This window comes from Synergistota bacterium, from assembly GCA_025060595.1.
Taxonomy (GTDB): Bacteria; Synergistota; GBS-1; order GBS-1; family GBS-1; genus 42-11.
The window spans coordinates 63,986-80,628 of sequence record JANXBX010000008.1 but is presented as its reverse complement, the minus strand read 5'-3'; the positions used below and the strand labels follow the sequence as shown (position 1 = coordinate 80,628).

At 38.9% G+C, this 16,643-nt stretch carries 17 protein-coding genes; 14 read left to right on the top strand and 3 right to left on the bottom strand.

All coding sequences use genetic code 11. The features are described from left to right. Both NZ900_06875 and kdsA read right to left on the bottom strand, forming a co-directional pair. On the bottom strand, positions 1-1,083 hold a 1,083-nt coding region (locus NZ900_06875), incomplete at its 3' end, for a methyl-accepting chemotaxis protein (GenBank protein ID MCS7233813.1). Positions 1,084-1,132: 49 nt separating this feature from the next. Next, positions 1,133-1,954, bottom strand: a complete 822-nt coding sequence (gene kdsA / locus NZ900_06870) for a 3-deoxy-8-phosphooctulonate synthase (protein ID MCS7233812.1) — start codon at positions 1,952-1,954, stop codon at positions 1,133-1,135. Positions 1,955-2,089: 135 nt separating this feature from the next. Here kdsA and NZ900_06865 point away from each other — a divergent pair, with 135 nt between their 5' ends. The 9 genes from NZ900_06865 to NZ900_06825 all read left to right on the top strand — a co-directional run bounded on the left by NZ900_06865 (position 2,090) and on the right by NZ900_06825 (position 10,896). Beyond that, entirely contained in the window at positions 2,090-2,851 is a 762-nt protein-coding gene (locus tag NZ900_06865) for a M15 family metallopeptidase (GenBank protein ID MCS7233811.1), read from the top strand. A gap of 25 nt (positions 2,852-2,876) precedes the next feature. Then, positions 2,877-3,350 carry a peroxiredoxin gene (locus tag NZ900_06860; protein MCS7233810.1) on the top strand — a complete coding sequence of 158 codons (474 nt, stop codon included), beginning with the start codon at positions 2,877-2,879 and terminating at the stop codon, positions 3,348-3,350. Between the two features lie 24 nt (positions 3,351-3,374). Further along, positions 3,375-4,394, top strand: coding sequence for an aldo/keto reductase (locus tag NZ900_06855; GenBank protein ID MCS7233809.1), 1,020 nt, complete (start codon positions 3,375-3,377; stop codon positions 4,392-4,394). 209 nt (positions 4,395-4,603) lie between these two features. Next, positions 4,604-5,572, top strand: a complete 969-nt coding sequence (locus NZ900_06850; protein MCS7233808.1) for a tripartite tricarboxylate transporter substrate binding protein — start codon at positions 4,604-4,606, stop codon at positions 5,570-5,572. Between the two features lie 62 nt (positions 5,573-5,634). Continuing rightward, a complete protein-coding gene (locus tag NZ900_06845; protein ID MCS7233807.1) occupies positions 5,635-6,084 on the top strand; it encodes a tripartite tricarboxylate transporter TctB family protein in 450 nt (149 codons plus the stop codon). A gap of 29 nt (positions 6,085-6,113) precedes the next feature. Further along, on the top strand, positions 6,114-7,589 hold the full coding sequence (locus tag NZ900_06840) for a tripartite tricarboxylate transporter permease (protein ID MCS7233806.1): 1,476 nt from the start codon (positions 6,114-6,116) through the stop codon (positions 7,587-7,589). A 16-nt stretch (positions 7,590-7,605) separates the two neighbouring features. Then, entirely contained in the window at positions 7,606-8,712 is a 1,107-nt protein-coding gene (locus NZ900_06835; protein ID MCS7233805.1) for a M24 family metallopeptidase, read from the top strand. Between the two features lie 14 nt (positions 8,713-8,726). Further along, positions 8,727-9,908 (top strand): Gfo/Idh/MocA family oxidoreductase, encoded by a 1,182-nt coding sequence (locus NZ900_06830; protein ID MCS7233804.1) that lies wholly within the window; start codon positions 8,727-8,729, stop codon positions 9,906-9,908. Positions 9,909-9,924: 16 nt separating this feature from the next. After that, positions 9,925-10,896, top strand: a complete 972-nt coding sequence (locus NZ900_06825; GenBank protein MCS7233803.1) for a TRAP transporter substrate-binding protein — start codon at positions 9,925-9,927, stop codon at positions 10,894-10,896. A gap of 48 nt (positions 10,897-10,944) precedes the next feature. On the opposite strand, the gene NZ900_06820 is transcribed toward NZ900_06825, so the two are convergent. Continuing rightward, positions 10,945-12,276, bottom strand: coding sequence for a sodium-dependent transporter (locus NZ900_06820; GenBank protein MCS7233802.1), 1,332 nt, complete (start codon positions 12,274-12,276; stop codon positions 10,945-10,947). 131 nt (positions 12,277-12,407) lie between these two features. On the opposite strand from NZ900_06820, the gene NZ900_06815 reads away from it, so the two are divergent. Genes NZ900_06815 through NZ900_06795 form a run of 5 tightly spaced genes read left to right on the top strand, consistent with a single transcriptional unit; the run spans position 12,408 to position 16,641 of the window. Further along, on the top strand, positions 12,408-13,049 hold the full coding sequence (locus tag NZ900_06815) for a metal-dependent transcriptional regulator (protein ID MCS7233801.1): 642 nt from the start codon (positions 12,408-12,410) through the stop codon (positions 13,047-13,049). Beyond that, entirely contained in the window at positions 13,046-13,270 is a 225-nt protein-coding gene (locus NZ900_06810) for a ferrous iron transport protein A (protein MCS7233800.1), read from the top strand. The genes NZ900_06815 and NZ900_06810 overlap by 4 nt, the downstream gene beginning before the upstream one ends. A 3-nt stretch (positions 13,271-13,273) precedes the next feature. Next, positions 13,274-15,271: a ferrous iron transport protein B gene (gene feoB / locus NZ900_06805; protein MCS7233799.1), complete on the top strand. Its 1,998-nt coding sequence runs from the start codon at positions 13,274-13,276 to the stop codon at positions 15,269-15,271. 27 nt (positions 15,272-15,298) lie between these two features. Beyond that, entirely contained in the window at positions 15,299-15,607 is a 309-nt protein-coding gene (locus NZ900_06800; GenBank protein ID MCS7233798.1) for a hypothetical protein, read from the top strand. Beyond that, on the top strand, positions 15,607-16,641 hold the full coding sequence (locus NZ900_06795) for a V-type ATPase subunit (protein ID MCS7233797.1): 1,035 nt from the start codon (positions 15,607-15,609) through the stop codon (positions 16,639-16,641). The genes NZ900_06800 and NZ900_06795 overlap by 1 nt, the downstream gene beginning before the upstream one ends. The last annotated feature ends 2 nt before the right edge of the window (positions 16,642-16,643 follow it).

Sequence of the window (16,643 nt, the reverse complement as noted above, 5' to 3'; positions counted from 1 at the left end):
ACCCTTAACTTCTAAAACCAATCCCCTCAAAGAGCTTAAAGCCTCCCTCAAAGCAGAAGCCATAACACCTACCTCATCACTACCAAGAGAAGGTAAGTTAATACTCAAATCCCCAGAAGCTAAAGAAGTTAACGCCTCCTTCACCCTGTTAACCCTACGCGATATACCACTCGAAACAAAGAAAAATATAACCACACCTAAAACTATCAAAGCACCACCAACTATTAAAGCCCTCTCCATCAAAGCCTTCCTCGCATCTAAATAAGCATCCGCCGGAATAGCACACCCTAAAGCACCTAAAACCATACCAGAAGCATGCTTCAAAGGTATTATGTTCACAAACCTCAAAGCCCCTGCTACTTCCATAAGCTTCAAAAACTCCTCACCAGCTACTAACACCTTCTCCCTAGCCTCATCAGGAATAGGAGTTTTCACCCTCTCTCCCTTGCTTAGCAAGGTAGTCGCAATCCTACCACCAGCTATATCAAACAGACTCATATCAAAGCGCTCCGTACCCTTCATCTTATCAAGAAGCTCGTTACTTAAAACGGTACCAACCATAACAACACCACCAGCACCAACATAAGAGCACCCTAATACCTCCATACCCTTAAGCCCCTTAAAGATGGTCTTCTGATCACCCTTAGAACTAAGAACGCTTAACGCTATCTGAGCCTCAGGAACAACCTGATCCTTTAAACCCAAACCAGCCTCATAAACCCACTCACCTTGATCGTTAAATACTATAACAAAATCTATGCCCTCTTTCTTCATCTTCTCAAATATGGGATTAATGAGACGTTCTATCTTAAATGCTGCTATACCCTTGCCTGCTTCAGCACCAAGCTTAAGTCCCTCATTAACGATGTCGCTTGAGGCAAAGACCTTAGCTATGCCAAGGTTAGTAGTCCCAATAGCGTTAAATACCTCAAGAAGCCCATGAGCAATGGCACGAGCCTCAGAATAGTAAGCCTCCTCAATACGATAAAGGGATATCTCCGATAACAAGAAGGCGCTCAATCCCACACCCAAAACCGAGACCACCACACCCCATAAAATAAGCTTAGCTCTTAAGCTCTTCAATCCTCTCCCCCCTTCCTTAATAAAGAGATCCTTAGGATATTATAACAAATTAAATACCCTTAACCAAAGCATCTATCTCCTTAAGTTGTTTAAGCAATCCCTCTAGACTCTCCAAGGGAATCATATTAGGCCCATCTGATAAGGCTCTATCAGGATCGGGATGAACCTCCATAAACAAAGCGTCAACTCCAACTGAAACAGCCGCTCTTGCAAGATAGGGAACAAATCTCCTATCTCCACCGGATGCTCCCTTCAATCCACCCGGAAGTTGAACGCTATGAGTAGCGTCAAAGACTACAGGATAACCCGTTTCCCGCATTATAGGAAGAGACCTAAAATCTACAACAAGATTGTTATAACCGAAGGTGGTTCCCCTCTCAGTTAAGAGAATTTGGTAATTTCCCTCGGATTCTATTTTCTCAACTATATATTTGACATCATAGGGAGATAGAAACTGCCCCTTTTTAACGTTAACGGGCTTTCCAGTTCTAGCAACAGCCAAAACAAGATCGGTTTGTCTACAAAGAAAGGCTGGTATCTGTAAAACGTCCAAGACTTCGGCAGCCATTGAAGCCTCCTCGGGAAGATGAACATCAGATAAAACGGGTATACCCAACTTATCCTTAAGGCGAGATAGTATCTCAAGACCACGCTCGATTCCAGGACCTCTAAAGGAGCTTATAGAGGTTCTATTAGCTTTATCGTATGAAGATTTAAATATATAAGAGATGTTAAGCTTATCACAAAGCCCTTTAACATAAGAAGCAGTTCTAAAAACAAGCTCCTCAGATTCTATAACACAAGGTCCAGCTATTAAAACGAAGGGAGCTCCTCCACCTATCCTTATATTACCGATGCTAACTATCTTCAAGAATAGATCACCTCTCTATTAAATGGCCTTACTATAAGCTTAATCGTTAGTATAACACAGGTCAAGCTAACATAAACTTTTGGAAGTAGTATAATTATAACAGTAGTTCAAATCGAAAGAAGGGAGATAAAAATGATGAGTACTAGTATCCTTAAAAGCATCCCCATCCCCATTCCAAAGGTAGAATGGGAATGGAAGAGCGTTAAAAGCAAAGAGATAAGAGAAAACGGCGAAAAGCTGGTTCCCCTAAGTTTATTTCCCGAAAAAATATTAGTTAGACCCCAATACTTCATCCAAGGGATCGAAGGAGCCTTACCAGAATGTTACGCCCGTGAGGGAGTTTACAGAAAACTAATAGAAGCATCCCTTTTGCTACCAGATGGGCACAAGCTCGTTATTCTAGACGCCTGGAGACCTATAAAAGTTCAACAGTCGCTGTTTAACATCTTAAGAGAAAAGTTTAAAACTCAATATCCAAACCTAAACGAAGAAGAGTTAACGAACCTGACACTAAAATTCGTAGCTTTACCATCAACAGACCCTAAAAAACCCTCACCTCACAATACCGGAGGAGCCATAGACTTAACAATAGCAGATGAATACGGAAGGTTACTTTACATGGGAACAGAATACGATGATTCCACCGAAATATCTAGAACTACATACTTCGAGGAATTAATACTTAAAGGTGAAAAGCTTGGTGAGAAAGAAATAGAAGCTTTACAAAACAGGAGGTTACTGTACCATATACTAACAAGCGTAGGTTTCACTAACTATATTGATGAATGGTGGCACTTCGACTATGGAAACCAAAATTGGGCATGGATGAGTGGTAAAAGTTATGCACTTTACGGTGCGATTTCTCCTAGCTTCCCATGGAGAGAGAATATAAGATAAAAACATTAAAAACGGAGGTGATAAAATGAGTAAACAAAAAGGCTTAGAAATAGGAAGCTTAGCACCAGAGTTTACCTTAAAGGATCAAAACAGAGAAGATTTTACCTTATCCAGCTGCAAAGGAAAGAAAATCCTTCTTTCTTTCCATCCACTTGCATGGACCTCAATTTGTTCTCAACAAATGGAGTCTCTGGAGAAAAACTATGAAAATTTCTTAGAACTGAACACCATTCCTGTGGGATTAAGTGTAGATCCAATACCTTCGAAGAAAGCATGGGCTGAAAGCTTAGGCTTAAAGAAGCTAAAAATTCTATCAGATTTCTGGCCTCATGGAGAAACCGCCAAAAAGTTTAACATATTTAGAGAAAACGACGGCTTTTCTGAAAGAGCAAACATAATTGTTGATGAAGAGGGGAAGATAATATTTTTTAAGATATATCCCATAAGGGAACTCCCAGATGTTGAAGAAATAATAAACTTCTTGAAAAAAGCCAAATAATATCTTCTTAGGGAGGAATAAAACATGAAAATGAAAAGACTAGGAAGAACAAACATAGAAGCCTTTCCCATTGCCTTTGGAGGAATACCTATTCAAAGGGTGAGAGAAGAAGAGGCAATAAAGGTAATAAGAAGAGCGATAGAACTCGGAGTCAACTTCATAGATACTGCAAGGGCTTACTCAGATAGTGAAATAAAGATCGGTAAAGCATTGAAGGGAATAGATAAAAAGATTTTTCTTTCGTCTAAATCTTTTGGAAGAACCAAAGATGAGATATACGCTGATGTGAAGGTGAGCTTAAAAAATTTAAACGTAAAGAAAATAGATGTATATCACATGCACAATATAAATGATAAGGAAACCATTAATAAAGTTCTCTCACCGAACGGAGCTTACTACGGATTACTTAAAGCAAAGGAAGAAGGTCTTATAGACTTTATAGCTGCATCTACACATAACATAAATATAGCAATAGAACTTGTAAATACAGACAAATTTGATGTAATCCAAGTATGTTACAACTTCATAGAAACCGAAGCTGAGAAAAAGCTCTTCCCTTTAGCCAAAGAAAAGGACATCGGCATCATAGCTATGAAACCTATGGGAGGAGGTGTAGTCCCAAATCCAACATTATCTTTGAAGTTTGTGCTTCAAAATGACTATATACTACCAGATCCAGGGATGGAGAGATTAGAAGAAGTAGAGGAGAACATAAGACTCCTACACGAGCTTTCTCCTCTAACTGAAGAAGAAATCAAAGAAATCGAAAAAATAAGAAAGGAATTAGGACAAACATTCTGCAGAAGATGCGATTACTGCCAACCCTGCCCGCAAGGGATACCCATATCAACAATAATAAGAGCAGACTCCTTTGTAAAAAGGTTTCCAAAAGAATATTTAAGAGAGAAATGGTTTTACGACCCCTACCTTAAAGCACAAACTTGTACAAAATGCGGTGTTTGTGCTACAAGATGCCCTTATCAGCTTCCCATTCCAGACCTAATAGAAAAAAACGTAAAACTACTGAAGGAGTACCTTGGATAAGATATCTTAAGGGGCGGGAGCGATCACTCCCGCCCCTTAAAGTTTTCCTCCTAAGTAAAGTCCCCGAAACTCCTGTGTTTATATCAAAATAAATAATATATTTCTTCAATTCTAGGTCTTTAAATTAAGTTCCTAATCTTGACACAATAAAAGATTAGTTGTATGATACAATTGGTTAGTCCAGTATACCAGAAAGGAGGGAAGATAGTATGAATACTAAAAAATTATTAGCTTTGGTTTTGTCCATTACTTTCCTTTTAGCATCAGGAGCTTTCGCAGCAGATTACCCCACAAAACCTGTTACTATAATTGTTCCCTGGGCCGCAGGTGGAGCTACCGATGTTCTTTTCAGAGCCATAGCTGCTGTATTTCCAAAATACTCCGGTGGACATCCCTTGGTAGTAGCTAACCTTCCCGGTGGAGGAGCTGTCCCTGGAACGATGGAGTTTTTAAGAGCAAAGGCTGATGGTTACACCTTACTTTCTCTTGCAGCTCCAATAATTATTAAATCTCATATGGACCCTGTTCAGTTTGACGCGAACTCCTTTGAACCTGTCGCTCTAGTTGTAAATGACCCATGCTACATACTTGTTAAGAAAGATGCTCCATGGAAGGACCTTAAAGAGTACGTAGAGTATGCTAAGCAAAATCCTGGGAAAGTAACCATAGGAAACGGTGGTGCAGGAGGAGGAACTCACCTTGCAGCTTTAGCCTTTGAGAGCTTCGCCAAAATCAAACTTGTACACGTACCTTTTGAAGGAGGAGGACCAGCAGTTACCGCTCTTGTAGGAGGCCATATAAATTCTTATATGGGGGCAGCACCTGAAGGGCTTTCAAACGTTGATGCTGGTCAACTCAGGATCTTAGGAGTATTTGGAACAAAGAGGCTTGATAAATATCCTGATGTACCTACAGCTAAAGAGCAAGGCTTTGATTTTCAGTTTGGTATGTGGAGAGGAGTAGCCTTGCAGAAGGGAACTCCAAAAGAGATTGTAGACAAGCTTCATGAGATTATCTCCAAGTGCATTAAGGATCCAGAATTTCAAAGCAAAGCAAAAGAGTTATCGCTAACCATAGATTATAAAAATCCAGCTGACTTTGCAAAACTTATACAGGATTACGATAAATATTACGAGGACCTGATTAAAGCTAATAAGCTAGGAAACAAGTATAAGTAATGTTAATTTAACCCCCCTATCCTTAAAGGATAGGGGGGAGGCTTATATAGGAGGCTTTATAGATGAAACGGTTTAATCTAAATATAGGAATAGATATAGGTATAATTTTAGTCGGTTTTTTGATATTACTAACTACGCTTGGTATGCCTAAATCTCCATTAGGAATAGGACCTGGAGACTACCCAAGAATAATCAGCATAGGATTAATAATATGTGGTTTTCTACTACTTCTTCAGGAAACTTTACATCCATCACCAATCAAGAAGCTTTATTCTTGGGAATCATTAAAAAGGGTTCTCCTCTTAATAGGGGTAAGTCTCGCCTACGTTTACTTGGTAGATTATATAGGCTTCCTATACTTAACCCCTCTATTAATGTTAATAACAATGTATCTATTCGAGTTTAAGAAAACATCTACAGCAATATTAATAAGCATAACTGTAACGGTGATAGTTTATTACATATTCCACAACATCTTCAAGGTTTCCTTACCTTCCTTCTCCTTATTTTAAAAGCCTCTTTATAAAAAGGAGGTCATAAAATGACAAGTTACTGGATTGAGGGAATAAGGATAGCTTTACAGCCTTCAAACATCTTGCTAATGTTTATAGGAACGCTGGGAGGAATAATTGTCGGAGCTTTACCAGGCATAACTTCCTCTATGGGAATAATCTTACTTCTTCCCTTCACCTTCTATTTAGATCCTAAATCTGCTCTCCTTATGCTTGCAGGAATGTATTCTGGCTCTATGTTTGGGGGCTCCATATCAGCCATACTCCTTGGAGTCCCTGGAACCCCATCCGCTGCAGCAACCCTTCTTGATGGGCATCCTCTAGCTAAGCAAGGAAAAGCTGGAAAAGCTATTTTAACGGCATTGATAGCATCTACATCTGGAGGTATTTTAAGCGGGATAACTTTAGTTTTACTGGCTCCCGAGCTTGCCTCCTTCGCCCTAAAGTTCTCACCCGCAGATTATTTCTCCCTATCGATATTTGGCCTAACCATAATCGCAAGCGTATCAGGCAGAAACATACTTAAGGGATTAGTATCAGGTTTATTCGGCCTATTTTTAGCTACCGTAGGAATAGAGAATATCAGAGGGTCTGAGAGATTTACTTTTGGAATTTCTGCTTTAACCGCTGGCTTTGAACTTCTTCCTGTATTAATAGGAATATTTGCTATCTCAGAAATACTCTTTGGGCTTGAAGAAAGAAACAAGGAGGAAAAAATTCAACACCAAATATCATCCATATTCCTATCCAAAGAAGAACTTAAAGCTATAATAATACCTATTTTAGTTGGAGCAATCATAGGAATAATAATTGGAGTTATACCTGGAACAGGAGGAACCATAGCAACATTCTTAGCTTATAACCAGCTTAAGAACTGGTCTAAGAAGAAAGAGAAGTTCGGATCAGGAATAATAGAAGGAGTGGCTGTCGTAGAATGCGCTAATAACGCAGTCACTGGTGGAGCCATGGTTCCCACACTTGCGCTTGGTGTTCCTGGAGATGTAGTTACAGCAGTCATGCTTGGAGCAATGATCTTAATAGGAATAAAACCCGGTCCTCTCCTTTTCCAATCAAGTCCAGATCTCGTTTATTCCTTTTTTGCAGGTTGGTTTATAATCCAGTTCTTAATGCTAATCACGGGATTTGTTTCCACTTTCTCGGCACCTTATATCCTAAGAGTTCCTAAAAAAATACTGATGCCTATAATTCTCATTTTTGCTATCATAGGCTCCTTCGCAATAAGAAACAGTCTTTACGATGTAGGAGTCACAATAGTTTTTGGGCTCATCGGTTACTTCATGAAAAAGCAGGGTTTCCCCGAAACCCCCTTAATAATCGGCCTCATATTAGGGCCTATGGCCGAACAAAATTTAAACAGAGCTTTGATAATCTCTCAAAATGACTGGAGCATATTTATAAGAAGCCCAATTTCTTTAACACTATTAATTTTAGCCATTATATCAATTTTGCTTTCCTTGATTTCCGTGAAAAAAGAATCTAGATAGCAAAGGAGGAAGAGAAATGGGAAGAAAGGAAGAAGTAAAAGTAAAATTAGAAAGGGTAAGAAGATTTTTAAGAGAAAATAATCTTTCTGCAATGTTAATTAAGAAGCAACCAAACTTCTCATGGATCACTGCGGGTGGGGTTAACTTCGTAGGCATGACCACAGAAACTGGAGTAACATCAGTATTAGTGACAGAGAAAGAGGCTTTCGTAATAGCTAACAGGATCGAGTCAAAAAGAATGAGAGAAGAAGAGGTTGGAGAAATAGGATTTGAAGTATTGGAATACGAATGGTATGAAGATAAAGAGATGGAAATTGTCAAAAAGATAACAGGAAACAGAAATATTGGTTGCGACATCCCTCTTTCCGAAACCCAATTCGTGGAGGGCACATTTAAAAAACTAAGGTATGAACTAACTGAAGAAGAAATAGAAAGGTATAAATACTTGGGGGAGAAACTATCAAAAATAGTAGAAGAAGTTTTAATGTATGAAGTTAAACCAGGTCAAACAGAAATAGAGGTAGCTGGGGAAATATCTGCAAAACTATGGAAAGAGGGAATAGAGCCAACAGCTTTCATGATTTCCTCAGATGATAGGGTCAGAAACTATAGACACCCTATATCTAAAAACAAAAGGATTGAAAAGCTTCTTATGGCATCAGTTAATGCACGATACAAAGGTTTATATACAACGATAACAAGGATGGCATATTTTGGAGAACCCCCAGCTGCTCTTAAGAAACAATATCAAGATAATGTAGAAATCGAATGCATAATGATAGCGAAAACAAGGATAGGAGAAGAGATGAGAGTTCCTGTCCTTTCTGCTATAGAGGAATATGAAAAGCGAGGTTACAAGGATGAATGGAAACTCCATCACCAGGGTGGAGCTATGGGATACTATCCACGAGAAATAAGAGTAACTCCATCCACCGCTGAGAAAATACTTAAAAACCAGGCCTTCTGCTGGAATCCATCTATATCGGGGACCAAATCAGAAGATGGCTTTATAGTAACCGAGAAAGGACCTATTATGATCACAAAACCGGTCATCTTTCCTAAACTAAGCATAGAAGTGGAAGGCATAACCCTTATTAAACCTGACATGTTAATCATTACCTAAAGGAGGGAACAAATATGGAAAAGGTAAAAGTGGGCATTGTAGGTGCAGGCTTTATAGCCAGAATACATATGGCTGCCTATAGAGAAATAGAACCTTTCGTACAGATCGAAGGAATATGCTCAGGTAGGAAGGAAAACGCAGAGAGATTTGCAAGAGAGTTTGGCATACCTAGAGTATTTAATAATTTTGAAGAACTTTGCGCCTCACCAGAAATTGAGATAGTAGATGTCTGTACTCCAACAAGTTTACATGATGACGTTATAATATGTGCCGCTGAGAATAAAAAACACGTAATATGTGAAAAACCACTGACAGGATACTTTGGAGAAGACAGCGATAAAAAGCTTATAGGCATGGAAGTACCTAAAAGCCATATGTATAAGAAGGTATTAGAAAAAATTGAAAAGATTGAAAGAAAGATAAAGGAAAACGGGGTCAAACTTATGTATGGAGAAAACCTAGTTTACGCCCCTTCAATCGAAAAGATGAAAAAGATGATAAAGGTATCTTCTTCCCCCATATTAGAGATAAGGGCCGAATGTAGCCACTCAGGCTCAATAGCAAGCTATGCAAAGGCTTGGAGAACCTCTGGTGGCGGAAGCCTAATGAGGCTCGGTTCCCACCCAGTAGCTGTGGTTTTACACCTTAAACATTTTGAAGGGCTACAGAGAAATGGAAGGCCTATAAGAGCAAAAGCGGTTTGGGGAGAAATAGGAAATCTAACGAAGACGCCAGAGTTCATTAAAGAAGAAAAACACTATGTAGCTACTGCATGGGAAGATGTAGAGGATTGGTCAGTTTTAATAATAGACTTTGAAGACGGAACCAAAGGAATAGTTTTCTCAAACGATGTGAGCTTAGGAGGGCTTAAGAACTGGGTTCAAGTTAGCTTATCTAAGGGTATGATTTATGCCAATATTAACCCAAACAATATGATGTTAGCTTACGCTCCTGAAAGCACTATATGGAAAGATGAATACATAGCGGAAAAGATAGAAACGAAGGGAGGCTGGAACTTCCCATCCCCTGATGACTTCTGGACAAGAGGCTTCCCTCAGGAGCTAAAAGATTTCGTACTTTCAGCCAAAGAAAATAGAGAGCCTATATCAGGTTTCGAGCTTGCCAAGGAAACCGCAAAGGTTATATATGCAGGCTACTACTCAAGCGAGGAGGGCAAGAAGATAGAGATCCTATAAAAAGGAGGGGGTAAACATGAAGAGGCACATAGTGTGGTTTTCTCTGCTCATGGTACTTCTAACACTAAGCTTTGCCTATGCCCAAACAACTATAAAGGCTGGTACTCCCTTCCCTAAAGGACACATAATTACCGAGGCTATGGAAAATTTCAAAGCTATTGTCGAAGAGCAAACCAAAGGAAAGATCAAGGTAGAGCTCGAGATTCAAAAGGACTCTGAAGAGGGAGTAAACGAGAAATGCGCCAAAGGAGAAGTGGACATGCAATTCACCGGTGGCAGAGCTCTTGAAGTCTTTGCACCACAGTATTTCTTCATGAACGCGCCTTTTGTTCTTAAAGATCACGAACACTTTTACAGAATCATGAAAGGACCTATCGGAGAGAAAGCAAAAGCCCAAATATTAGAGAAAGGAAATATGTATACGCTTGGTTATCTTTACAGAGGATATAGGCAAATGACCTCTAACAAGCCCATACTAGGGCTAAAAGATCTTGAAGGCCTAAAGCTAAGACTACCTGTAGTTCCTACGTGGGTTAAAGTCTGGGAAGCTCTTGGAACAAAACCTGTACAGGTTCCTCTACCGGGATTATATCAAGCTCTAAAGGATGGAACCGCCGAAGCTTCTGAAGGAGACCTTACCCAGATATCAGGTTATAAGCTATATGAAGTCCAAAAGTATTTAACAATAACCAACCACCTAGTATCCTTTGGTTGGGTACACATGTATAAACCTACCTTTGACAAGCTATCTCCAGAGGAACAAAAGCTATTTAACGAAGCAGCAGAGAAAGCCTGCAAAGCCGCTACAGAAAAGCTACTTGCAAACGAAAATAAAATCCTTAAGGACTTACTCGAAAACGGGATGACAGTAATATACCTTGATGGGAAAACTATGACACAGATAAGAGAAAAGGCCAAACCTGCGGTAGAAGAGTTATTTAAGACCACATGGCCTGTTACAACTTGGGAAGAGGTATTAAAGCAGTAAACCAAACTAAGTGGGGCTCCAAAGCTTTGGAGCCCCACTTAGTTTATACTAAAGCCCGCTTATTAGTATCCAAGCTATAGCTAAAGGAGCAAAGTAGCGACAAACCACCTTCCATAAAGGAGCCCAAGCTAGAGTGTAGCGACCTTCGCTTGTAGCCTCGATCAAGGCCCTCTTCCAAAAAACCCATCCAACAAAGAGCGATATAAATATCCCACCAAGAGGAAGCATTATATTAGAAGCAAGATAATCCATGAAGTCAAGGAAAACCTTACCCATAATGGTAAATCCACTCCATTTACCTAAAGAAAGGGAAGAAGGAATTCCAATAAAGAATATGATAATGCCAAATATGGTAGCAGCCTTTTTCCTTGACATTCCCATCTCATCAACGAAATACGCTACTATAACTTCAAGAATAGATATGGAAGAAGTTATTGCTGCAAAGAAAAGAAGTAAGAAAAAGAGCACCGCCCATAAAGCACCAAGAGGCATTTTAGCAAAAACCGCAGGGAGCGTTATAAACGTCAGCCCAGGCCCAGCAGCAGGATCAAAACCGAAAGCAAAAACGGCTGGCATAACTACTAAACCTGCCAGAAAGGCAACGAGAGTATCCATAAAAGTAACCCATATTACAGATTTAGGTGCATTTTCCTCCCTTGGAAAATAAGAAGCATAGGTCATTATACATCCCATCCCCAAGGATAGAGAGAAGAAAGCCTGCCCCAATGCGGCATTCACAACCTTTGCATTTATCTTAGAGAAATCAGGGGATAGATAAAATAAGATCCCCTTTAAAGCACCTGGCAAAGTAACAGCTCTAATTATTAAAACTCCAAGTATAACAACTAGGCCTGGTATAAGCAGCTTGCACCATTTCTCTATTCCCTTTTCTATTCCAGCGGCTACTATAAGAATAGTTAAAGCCATAAATATTGCGTGGTATATAAGCGGTTCCACAGGGTCGCTAACAAACTTACCGAATATATCACCAAGAACCTTAGGATCCGTAGATGCCAAAAGCCCTGTAGGAGCTTTAATCATATAAGCTATGGTCCATCCAGCTACTACACTATAAAATGAGAGGATTATGAAACCTGCAACCAACCCCATGAATCCAACAAGCGGCCAGAGACCTCCTCCCAATTTTGCAAAAGCTCCAACAGGATTTCTTTGAGCAGCCTTACCTACAACGACCTCAGCAAGCATAACACTTATACCCATGGTAAAAACAATCGCAAGATAAACTATTAAAAAGGCGAACCCTCCGTTTTTACCAGTCAGATAAGGGAACTTCCAGATGTTACCAAGACCTATTGCCGAACCAGCGGCCGCCATGATAAAACCTACCCTTGAGGTCCAAGAACCTCTAGCATTACTCATCTTGTCTCCCCTCCTCTAAAGTGATTTAAAATTTATAAATTAATTTTACCACATAAACTGACAATTAGAAACTTGACATTTTAGGTTAACCTAATATAATTAGGTTTAGCTAAAAGGAGGTGTCAAAAGTCATGTTTACGCTAACACCAGCATTAGAGGATTATTTGGAAGGAATATTAACATTAAAAGAGGAAAAGGGGGTTGTTAGGGTTAAAGATCTTGCAAGCTTACTCAAAGTTAAGGCTTCATCTGCTGTAGAGTCTTTAAAAAAGCTAAAGGAAATGAAATTAATAGAGCAAGAAAAGTATGGATATATAGAGCTTACCCAAGCCGGCATAAACATAGCCAAAGCCATAAAGGATAGACATACCATGCTTAAAAGATTTCTAATAAACATACTCAAGGTTAGAGAGGAGATTGCGGAAAGTGACGCTTGTAAGATGGAGCATTTCTTAAGTAATGAGACCTTAGAAAAGCTAATAAGCTTTGTGAGCTCCTTCGAGGCAGAAAAAAACCTGGAAAATCAAATCGATACCCCCCTTAAAAGCCTAAATGAGCTAAATATAGGTTCGAAAGCCAGAATAATCAAGATTATAGCAGCAGGATCTCTCAAAAGAAGACTACTCGATATGGGATTTATAAAAGGAGAGGAACTAGAGGTAAAAAATGTTGCTCCCTTGGGGGATCCAATAGAAATCTTAATTAAGGGAACAAACGTTTCTTTGAGAAAAGAAGAAGCGGAAAAAATCTTAGTAGAGGTGATTTCAGGATGATACCTTTGTCAATGATAGAAAGCGGTAAAAAGATAAAAATTAAAAAAATAATTGCTGGAAAAACAACAGCTAAAAAATTGCAGGAATTAGGTCTACTGGAAGGAGAATATCTATGCGTTTTAACTAACTCGGATGGCCCAATCATAGTGATAAAGGATAACCTAAGATTCGCCATCGGAAGAGGATTATCTCACAAAATATTAGTGGAGGAGGTGGCTTAAAAATTGGAAGCTAAGATAGCTTTAGCTGGGAACCCTAACTCTGGGAAAACAACCGTTTTTAATATTTTATGTGGTACAAGAGAAAAAGTAGGAAACTGGCCTGGAACAACTGTAGAGAAAAAGGAAGGCATATTAGATTACAAAGGTAAAAAAATTAAAGTTATTGATCTACCAGGAATATACAGTTTAAGCGCATACTCTATAGATGAAAGGATCGCAAGAGACTTTCTTATTCAAGAAAGACCCGATCTTGTAGTTGTCATTATAGATGCTACAAACCTAGAAAGAAACCTTTACTTAGCCTCGCAGCTTCTTGAAATGGGGCTTAACCTTCTCTTAGATTTTAATATGATGGATATGGTATATGCTATGGGATTAAAGATAGACAACCTAAAACTATCACAGATACTTGGTGTAGAAATAGTGGAAACGGTCGCTAACCAAGGTATAGGTATAGAAAATTTAAAGGAAAAGATTTTAGAAAATATATCCAAAAGGCCAAAACCCCTTAAAATAAATTATGGAAAAGAAGTAGAAGAAGCCATTGAAAGGATAGAAAATATGCTTAAGGAAAACTACGATATTAGCATTTCGCCCCGCTCCGTAGCTTTAAGGCTTTTAGAAGGAGACCCAGACTTCAAAGACAAGTTCATTGGGAAACCCTTGTCAGAAGAAATAGAGAGAATCATATTAGAAACGGAAAATAAAATAGAAAAGATATACGGGGAAAGCATCGAGAGCTTTATCATAGAAAAGCGATATTCCTTCTTAAAGGGACTGACTAGAGAATGTACTAATCAGAAGGAAGTGAAAGCTCTAACCTTCTCAGATAAGCTTGACAAAATCCTGCTCAATAAGTTTCTTAGCTTCCCCATATTTCTATCCCTTATGTATTTGCTTTTTTACCTCGTTTTCTACATAGGCAATCCTCTGGCCGACTTAATAGATACCGGCTTCGCAAGCTTAAGGGATTACCTAAAGGAAGCCTTAGAGGATAAGGCCGTATCCCCTTGGCTTATCTCATTTTTACTTGATGGAGTCCTTGCCGGTGTAGGAAGCGTATTGGTCTTTCTACCTAACATCGCTCTTCTCTTCTTAGGAGTATCTGTATTGGAAGATAGCGGGTATTTAGCTAGGGCAGCTTTTATTATGGATAGAGTTATGCACACTTTGGGACTACATGGAAAATCTTTCATTCCCCTTTTACTGGGATTCGGCTGTAATGTGCCTGCCATCATGGCCACAAGAACCCTTGAATCAAGAAAAGATAGATTGCTAACTATACTTATAATTCCACTAATGAGTTGCTCAGCAAGGCTCCCCGTTTATGTACTCTTCGCCAGTGCCTTCTTTCAAAAACACCAGGGATTGATCATCTTCTCCTTATATCTAACAGGAATCCTTCTCGCTTTAATTGTAGCCAAAGTAGCAAAAAGCTTATTCTTTAAAGAAGAGAGCGCTCCCTTCGTTATGGAGCTTCCGCCTTATAGATTACCAGCTTTAAGAAACATCTTACTACAGATGTGGCTAAGAAGCCTGACATTTATAAAGAGAGCCGGAACTGTAATAGCCCTTGCTGTTATACTAATATGGATGCTCTCATCCCTTCCAATAGGAGTTGAATACGCTTCTGAAAATTCAGTAATTGGAGCTATCGGCAAAACTATAGCACCCATTTTTAAACCTGCTGGCTTTGGAACATGGCAAGCGAGCGTAGCTCTACTCTTTGGAATCGTTGCTAAAGAAACAGTAATAGGAACATTAGGAACCCTATACGGTGCAGAGGAAGAATCTCTTAAGGAAATACTAAAGGATATTTTCACGCCGCTTTCCGCATATGCTTTTATGCTAATGACTCTCATATACATACCATGTATAGCAACTATCGCTACAATTAAAAAGGAAAGCAGCTTAAAATTCGCCATGATTACAACTCTCTACTCACTGATCTTAGGCTGGATTGTAAGCGTGTTATTTTATCAAATTGGAAGCCTCTTATGATAAAATACCATCGGGGGTGATCAAGGCATGGAGAACGCTATAAGACAACTACTTGAAGCAGAAAGAACCGCAAGAGCAATAGTGGAAAAAACCAAAGAAGAAATAGAAGAAGCTTGGGAAGAATACTTGAAAGAAAAGGAACAAAGATTAGCTGATATTTTCAAAGACTTAAGGGAAAAAGAAGAAAAGATCTTAAGCGAAGCCAAATTAGAAGCGGAAAGCAAGGCTGAGGAAATTATCGCTAAGAGCAGAGAAGAAGCTAAAGAGCTCAGGGAAAAAGTTATCCCAAAAACGGAAAAAGCAATCCTTAAAGCAATAGAGGTATTCTGGAGATAATGAAAGTAATAGACTATTCAGCAGCCTTCGCCCGAATAAGAGCTATAAGAGGAGAGCTATTAAATAAAGAGGTCCTAGAAGAGGCCTTAAATTCAAAAAGCTTAGAGGGACTAGTTGATATAATCAAAAAGACCCCCTATGGTAAAGATAAGCCTTTACCATACTCTAGAGAGGGTCTAGAAAGGCTCCTTAAAAGCTCTATAATAGATATATATCTTAAGGTACTCGAGTTTATGCCTAAAAGGTCAAGAGAGTTCCTAAAAGCAACCATAAAGAGATTTGAAATAGATAATATAAAAAGAATCTTAACAAGTAAGCTTAAGAATGGCGAAGAAATCTCAAAGGAAGCCTTATACGATCTTAAAGGACTCTCCTATTTAGACATAGATGAGCTTTTATCCGCAAGAAAACTCAGTGAAGCTGTGGAGGTATTAAGGAAAAGCTCTTACGGCGAATACCTTGAAGGGAAGCTACCTGAAGAGGACGTAGAAACAATATTTGGAATTGAGATGATCCTGGATTACGGCTTTTTCAAGGAGCTAATACAGTTAAATGAAACTCTAGATCCAATAGATAAAGATATAAATAATTTTTACTTCGGAATGCAATGCGATTTAATAAATCTAGGATGGATAATAAGAGCGAAAAACTACTTTAGCCTTAGAGAAGAGAAGATCTTTTCCTACACACTCCCATTTGGAAGATATTTAAATAATAAAAAACTCAAGGAATTAACCCAAGCTAAAAAAATAGAGGATTTTTTAAAACCCTTATCAAATACGCCATGGGGAGAAGAAATAGGAAAATTTACTGATCTTAAAGATCCCCTGATTGAGAGAAAGCTTCTTAAGAGATTTTATAATAGCGTTACCAAATCTCCACTAATAAGAAATAACCTATTCTCCATAGGAAGCTTTATAGAGCTTCTTTGCCAAAAGGAGATGGAAATATATGACCTTACAGTTATAATAGAGAGCAAGGCCTATGATATACCTCCAGAAACAGTAAGACCATTACTTTTAAAGGTGGGTTGATG

Excerpts from the sequence above, each read along its gene's own strand:
- NZ900_06865 (MCS7233811.1), top strand. The coding sequence starts at position 2,090 with ATGAGTACTAGTATCCTTAAAAGCATCCCCATCCCCATTCCAAAGGTA.
- NZ900_06860 (MCS7233810.1), top strand. The coding sequence starts at position 2,877 with ATGAGTAAACAAAAAGGCTTAGAAATAGGAAGCTTAGCACCAGAGTTT.
- NZ900_06855 (MCS7233809.1), top strand. The coding sequence starts at position 3,375 with ATGAAAATGAAAAGACTAGGAAGAACAAACATAGAAGCCTTTCCCATT.
- NZ900_06850 (MCS7233808.1), top strand. The coding sequence starts at position 4,604 with ATGAATACTAAAAAATTATTAGCTTTGGTTTTGTCCATTACTTTCCTT.
- NZ900_06845 (MCS7233807.1), top strand. The coding sequence starts at position 5,635 with ATGAAACGGTTTAATCTAAATATAGGAATAGATATAGGTATAATTTTA.
- NZ900_06840 (MCS7233806.1), top strand. The coding sequence starts at position 6,114 with ATGACAAGTTACTGGATTGAGGGAATAAGGATAGCTTTACAGCCTTCA.
- NZ900_06835 (MCS7233805.1), top strand. The coding sequence starts at position 7,606 with ATGGGAAGAAAGGAAGAAGTAAAAGTAAAATTAGAAAGGGTAAGAAGA.
- NZ900_06830 (MCS7233804.1), top strand. The coding sequence starts at position 8,727 with ATGGAAAAGGTAAAAGTGGGCATTGTAGGTGCAGGCTTTATAGCCAGA.
- NZ900_06825 (MCS7233803.1), top strand. The coding sequence starts at position 9,925 with ATGAAGAGGCACATAGTGTGGTTTTCTCTGCTCATGGTACTTCTAACA.
- NZ900_06820 (MCS7233802.1), bottom strand. The coding sequence starts at position 12,276 with ATGAGTAATGCTAGAGGTTCTTGGACCTCAAGGGTAGGTTTTATCATG.
- NZ900_06815 (MCS7233801.1), top strand. The coding sequence starts at position 12,408 with ATGTTTACGCTAACACCAGCATTAGAGGATTATTTGGAAGGAATATTA.
- NZ900_06810 (MCS7233800.1), top strand. The coding sequence starts at position 13,046 with ATGATACCTTTGTCAATGATAGAAAGCGGTAAAAAGATAAAAATTAAA.
- NZ900_06800 (MCS7233798.1), top strand. The coding sequence starts at position 15,299 with ATGGAGAACGCTATAAGACAACTACTTGAAGCAGAAAGAACCGCAAGA.
- NZ900_06795 (MCS7233797.1), top strand. The coding sequence starts at position 15,607 with ATGAAAGTAATAGACTATTCAGCAGCCTTCGCCCGAATAAGAGCTATA.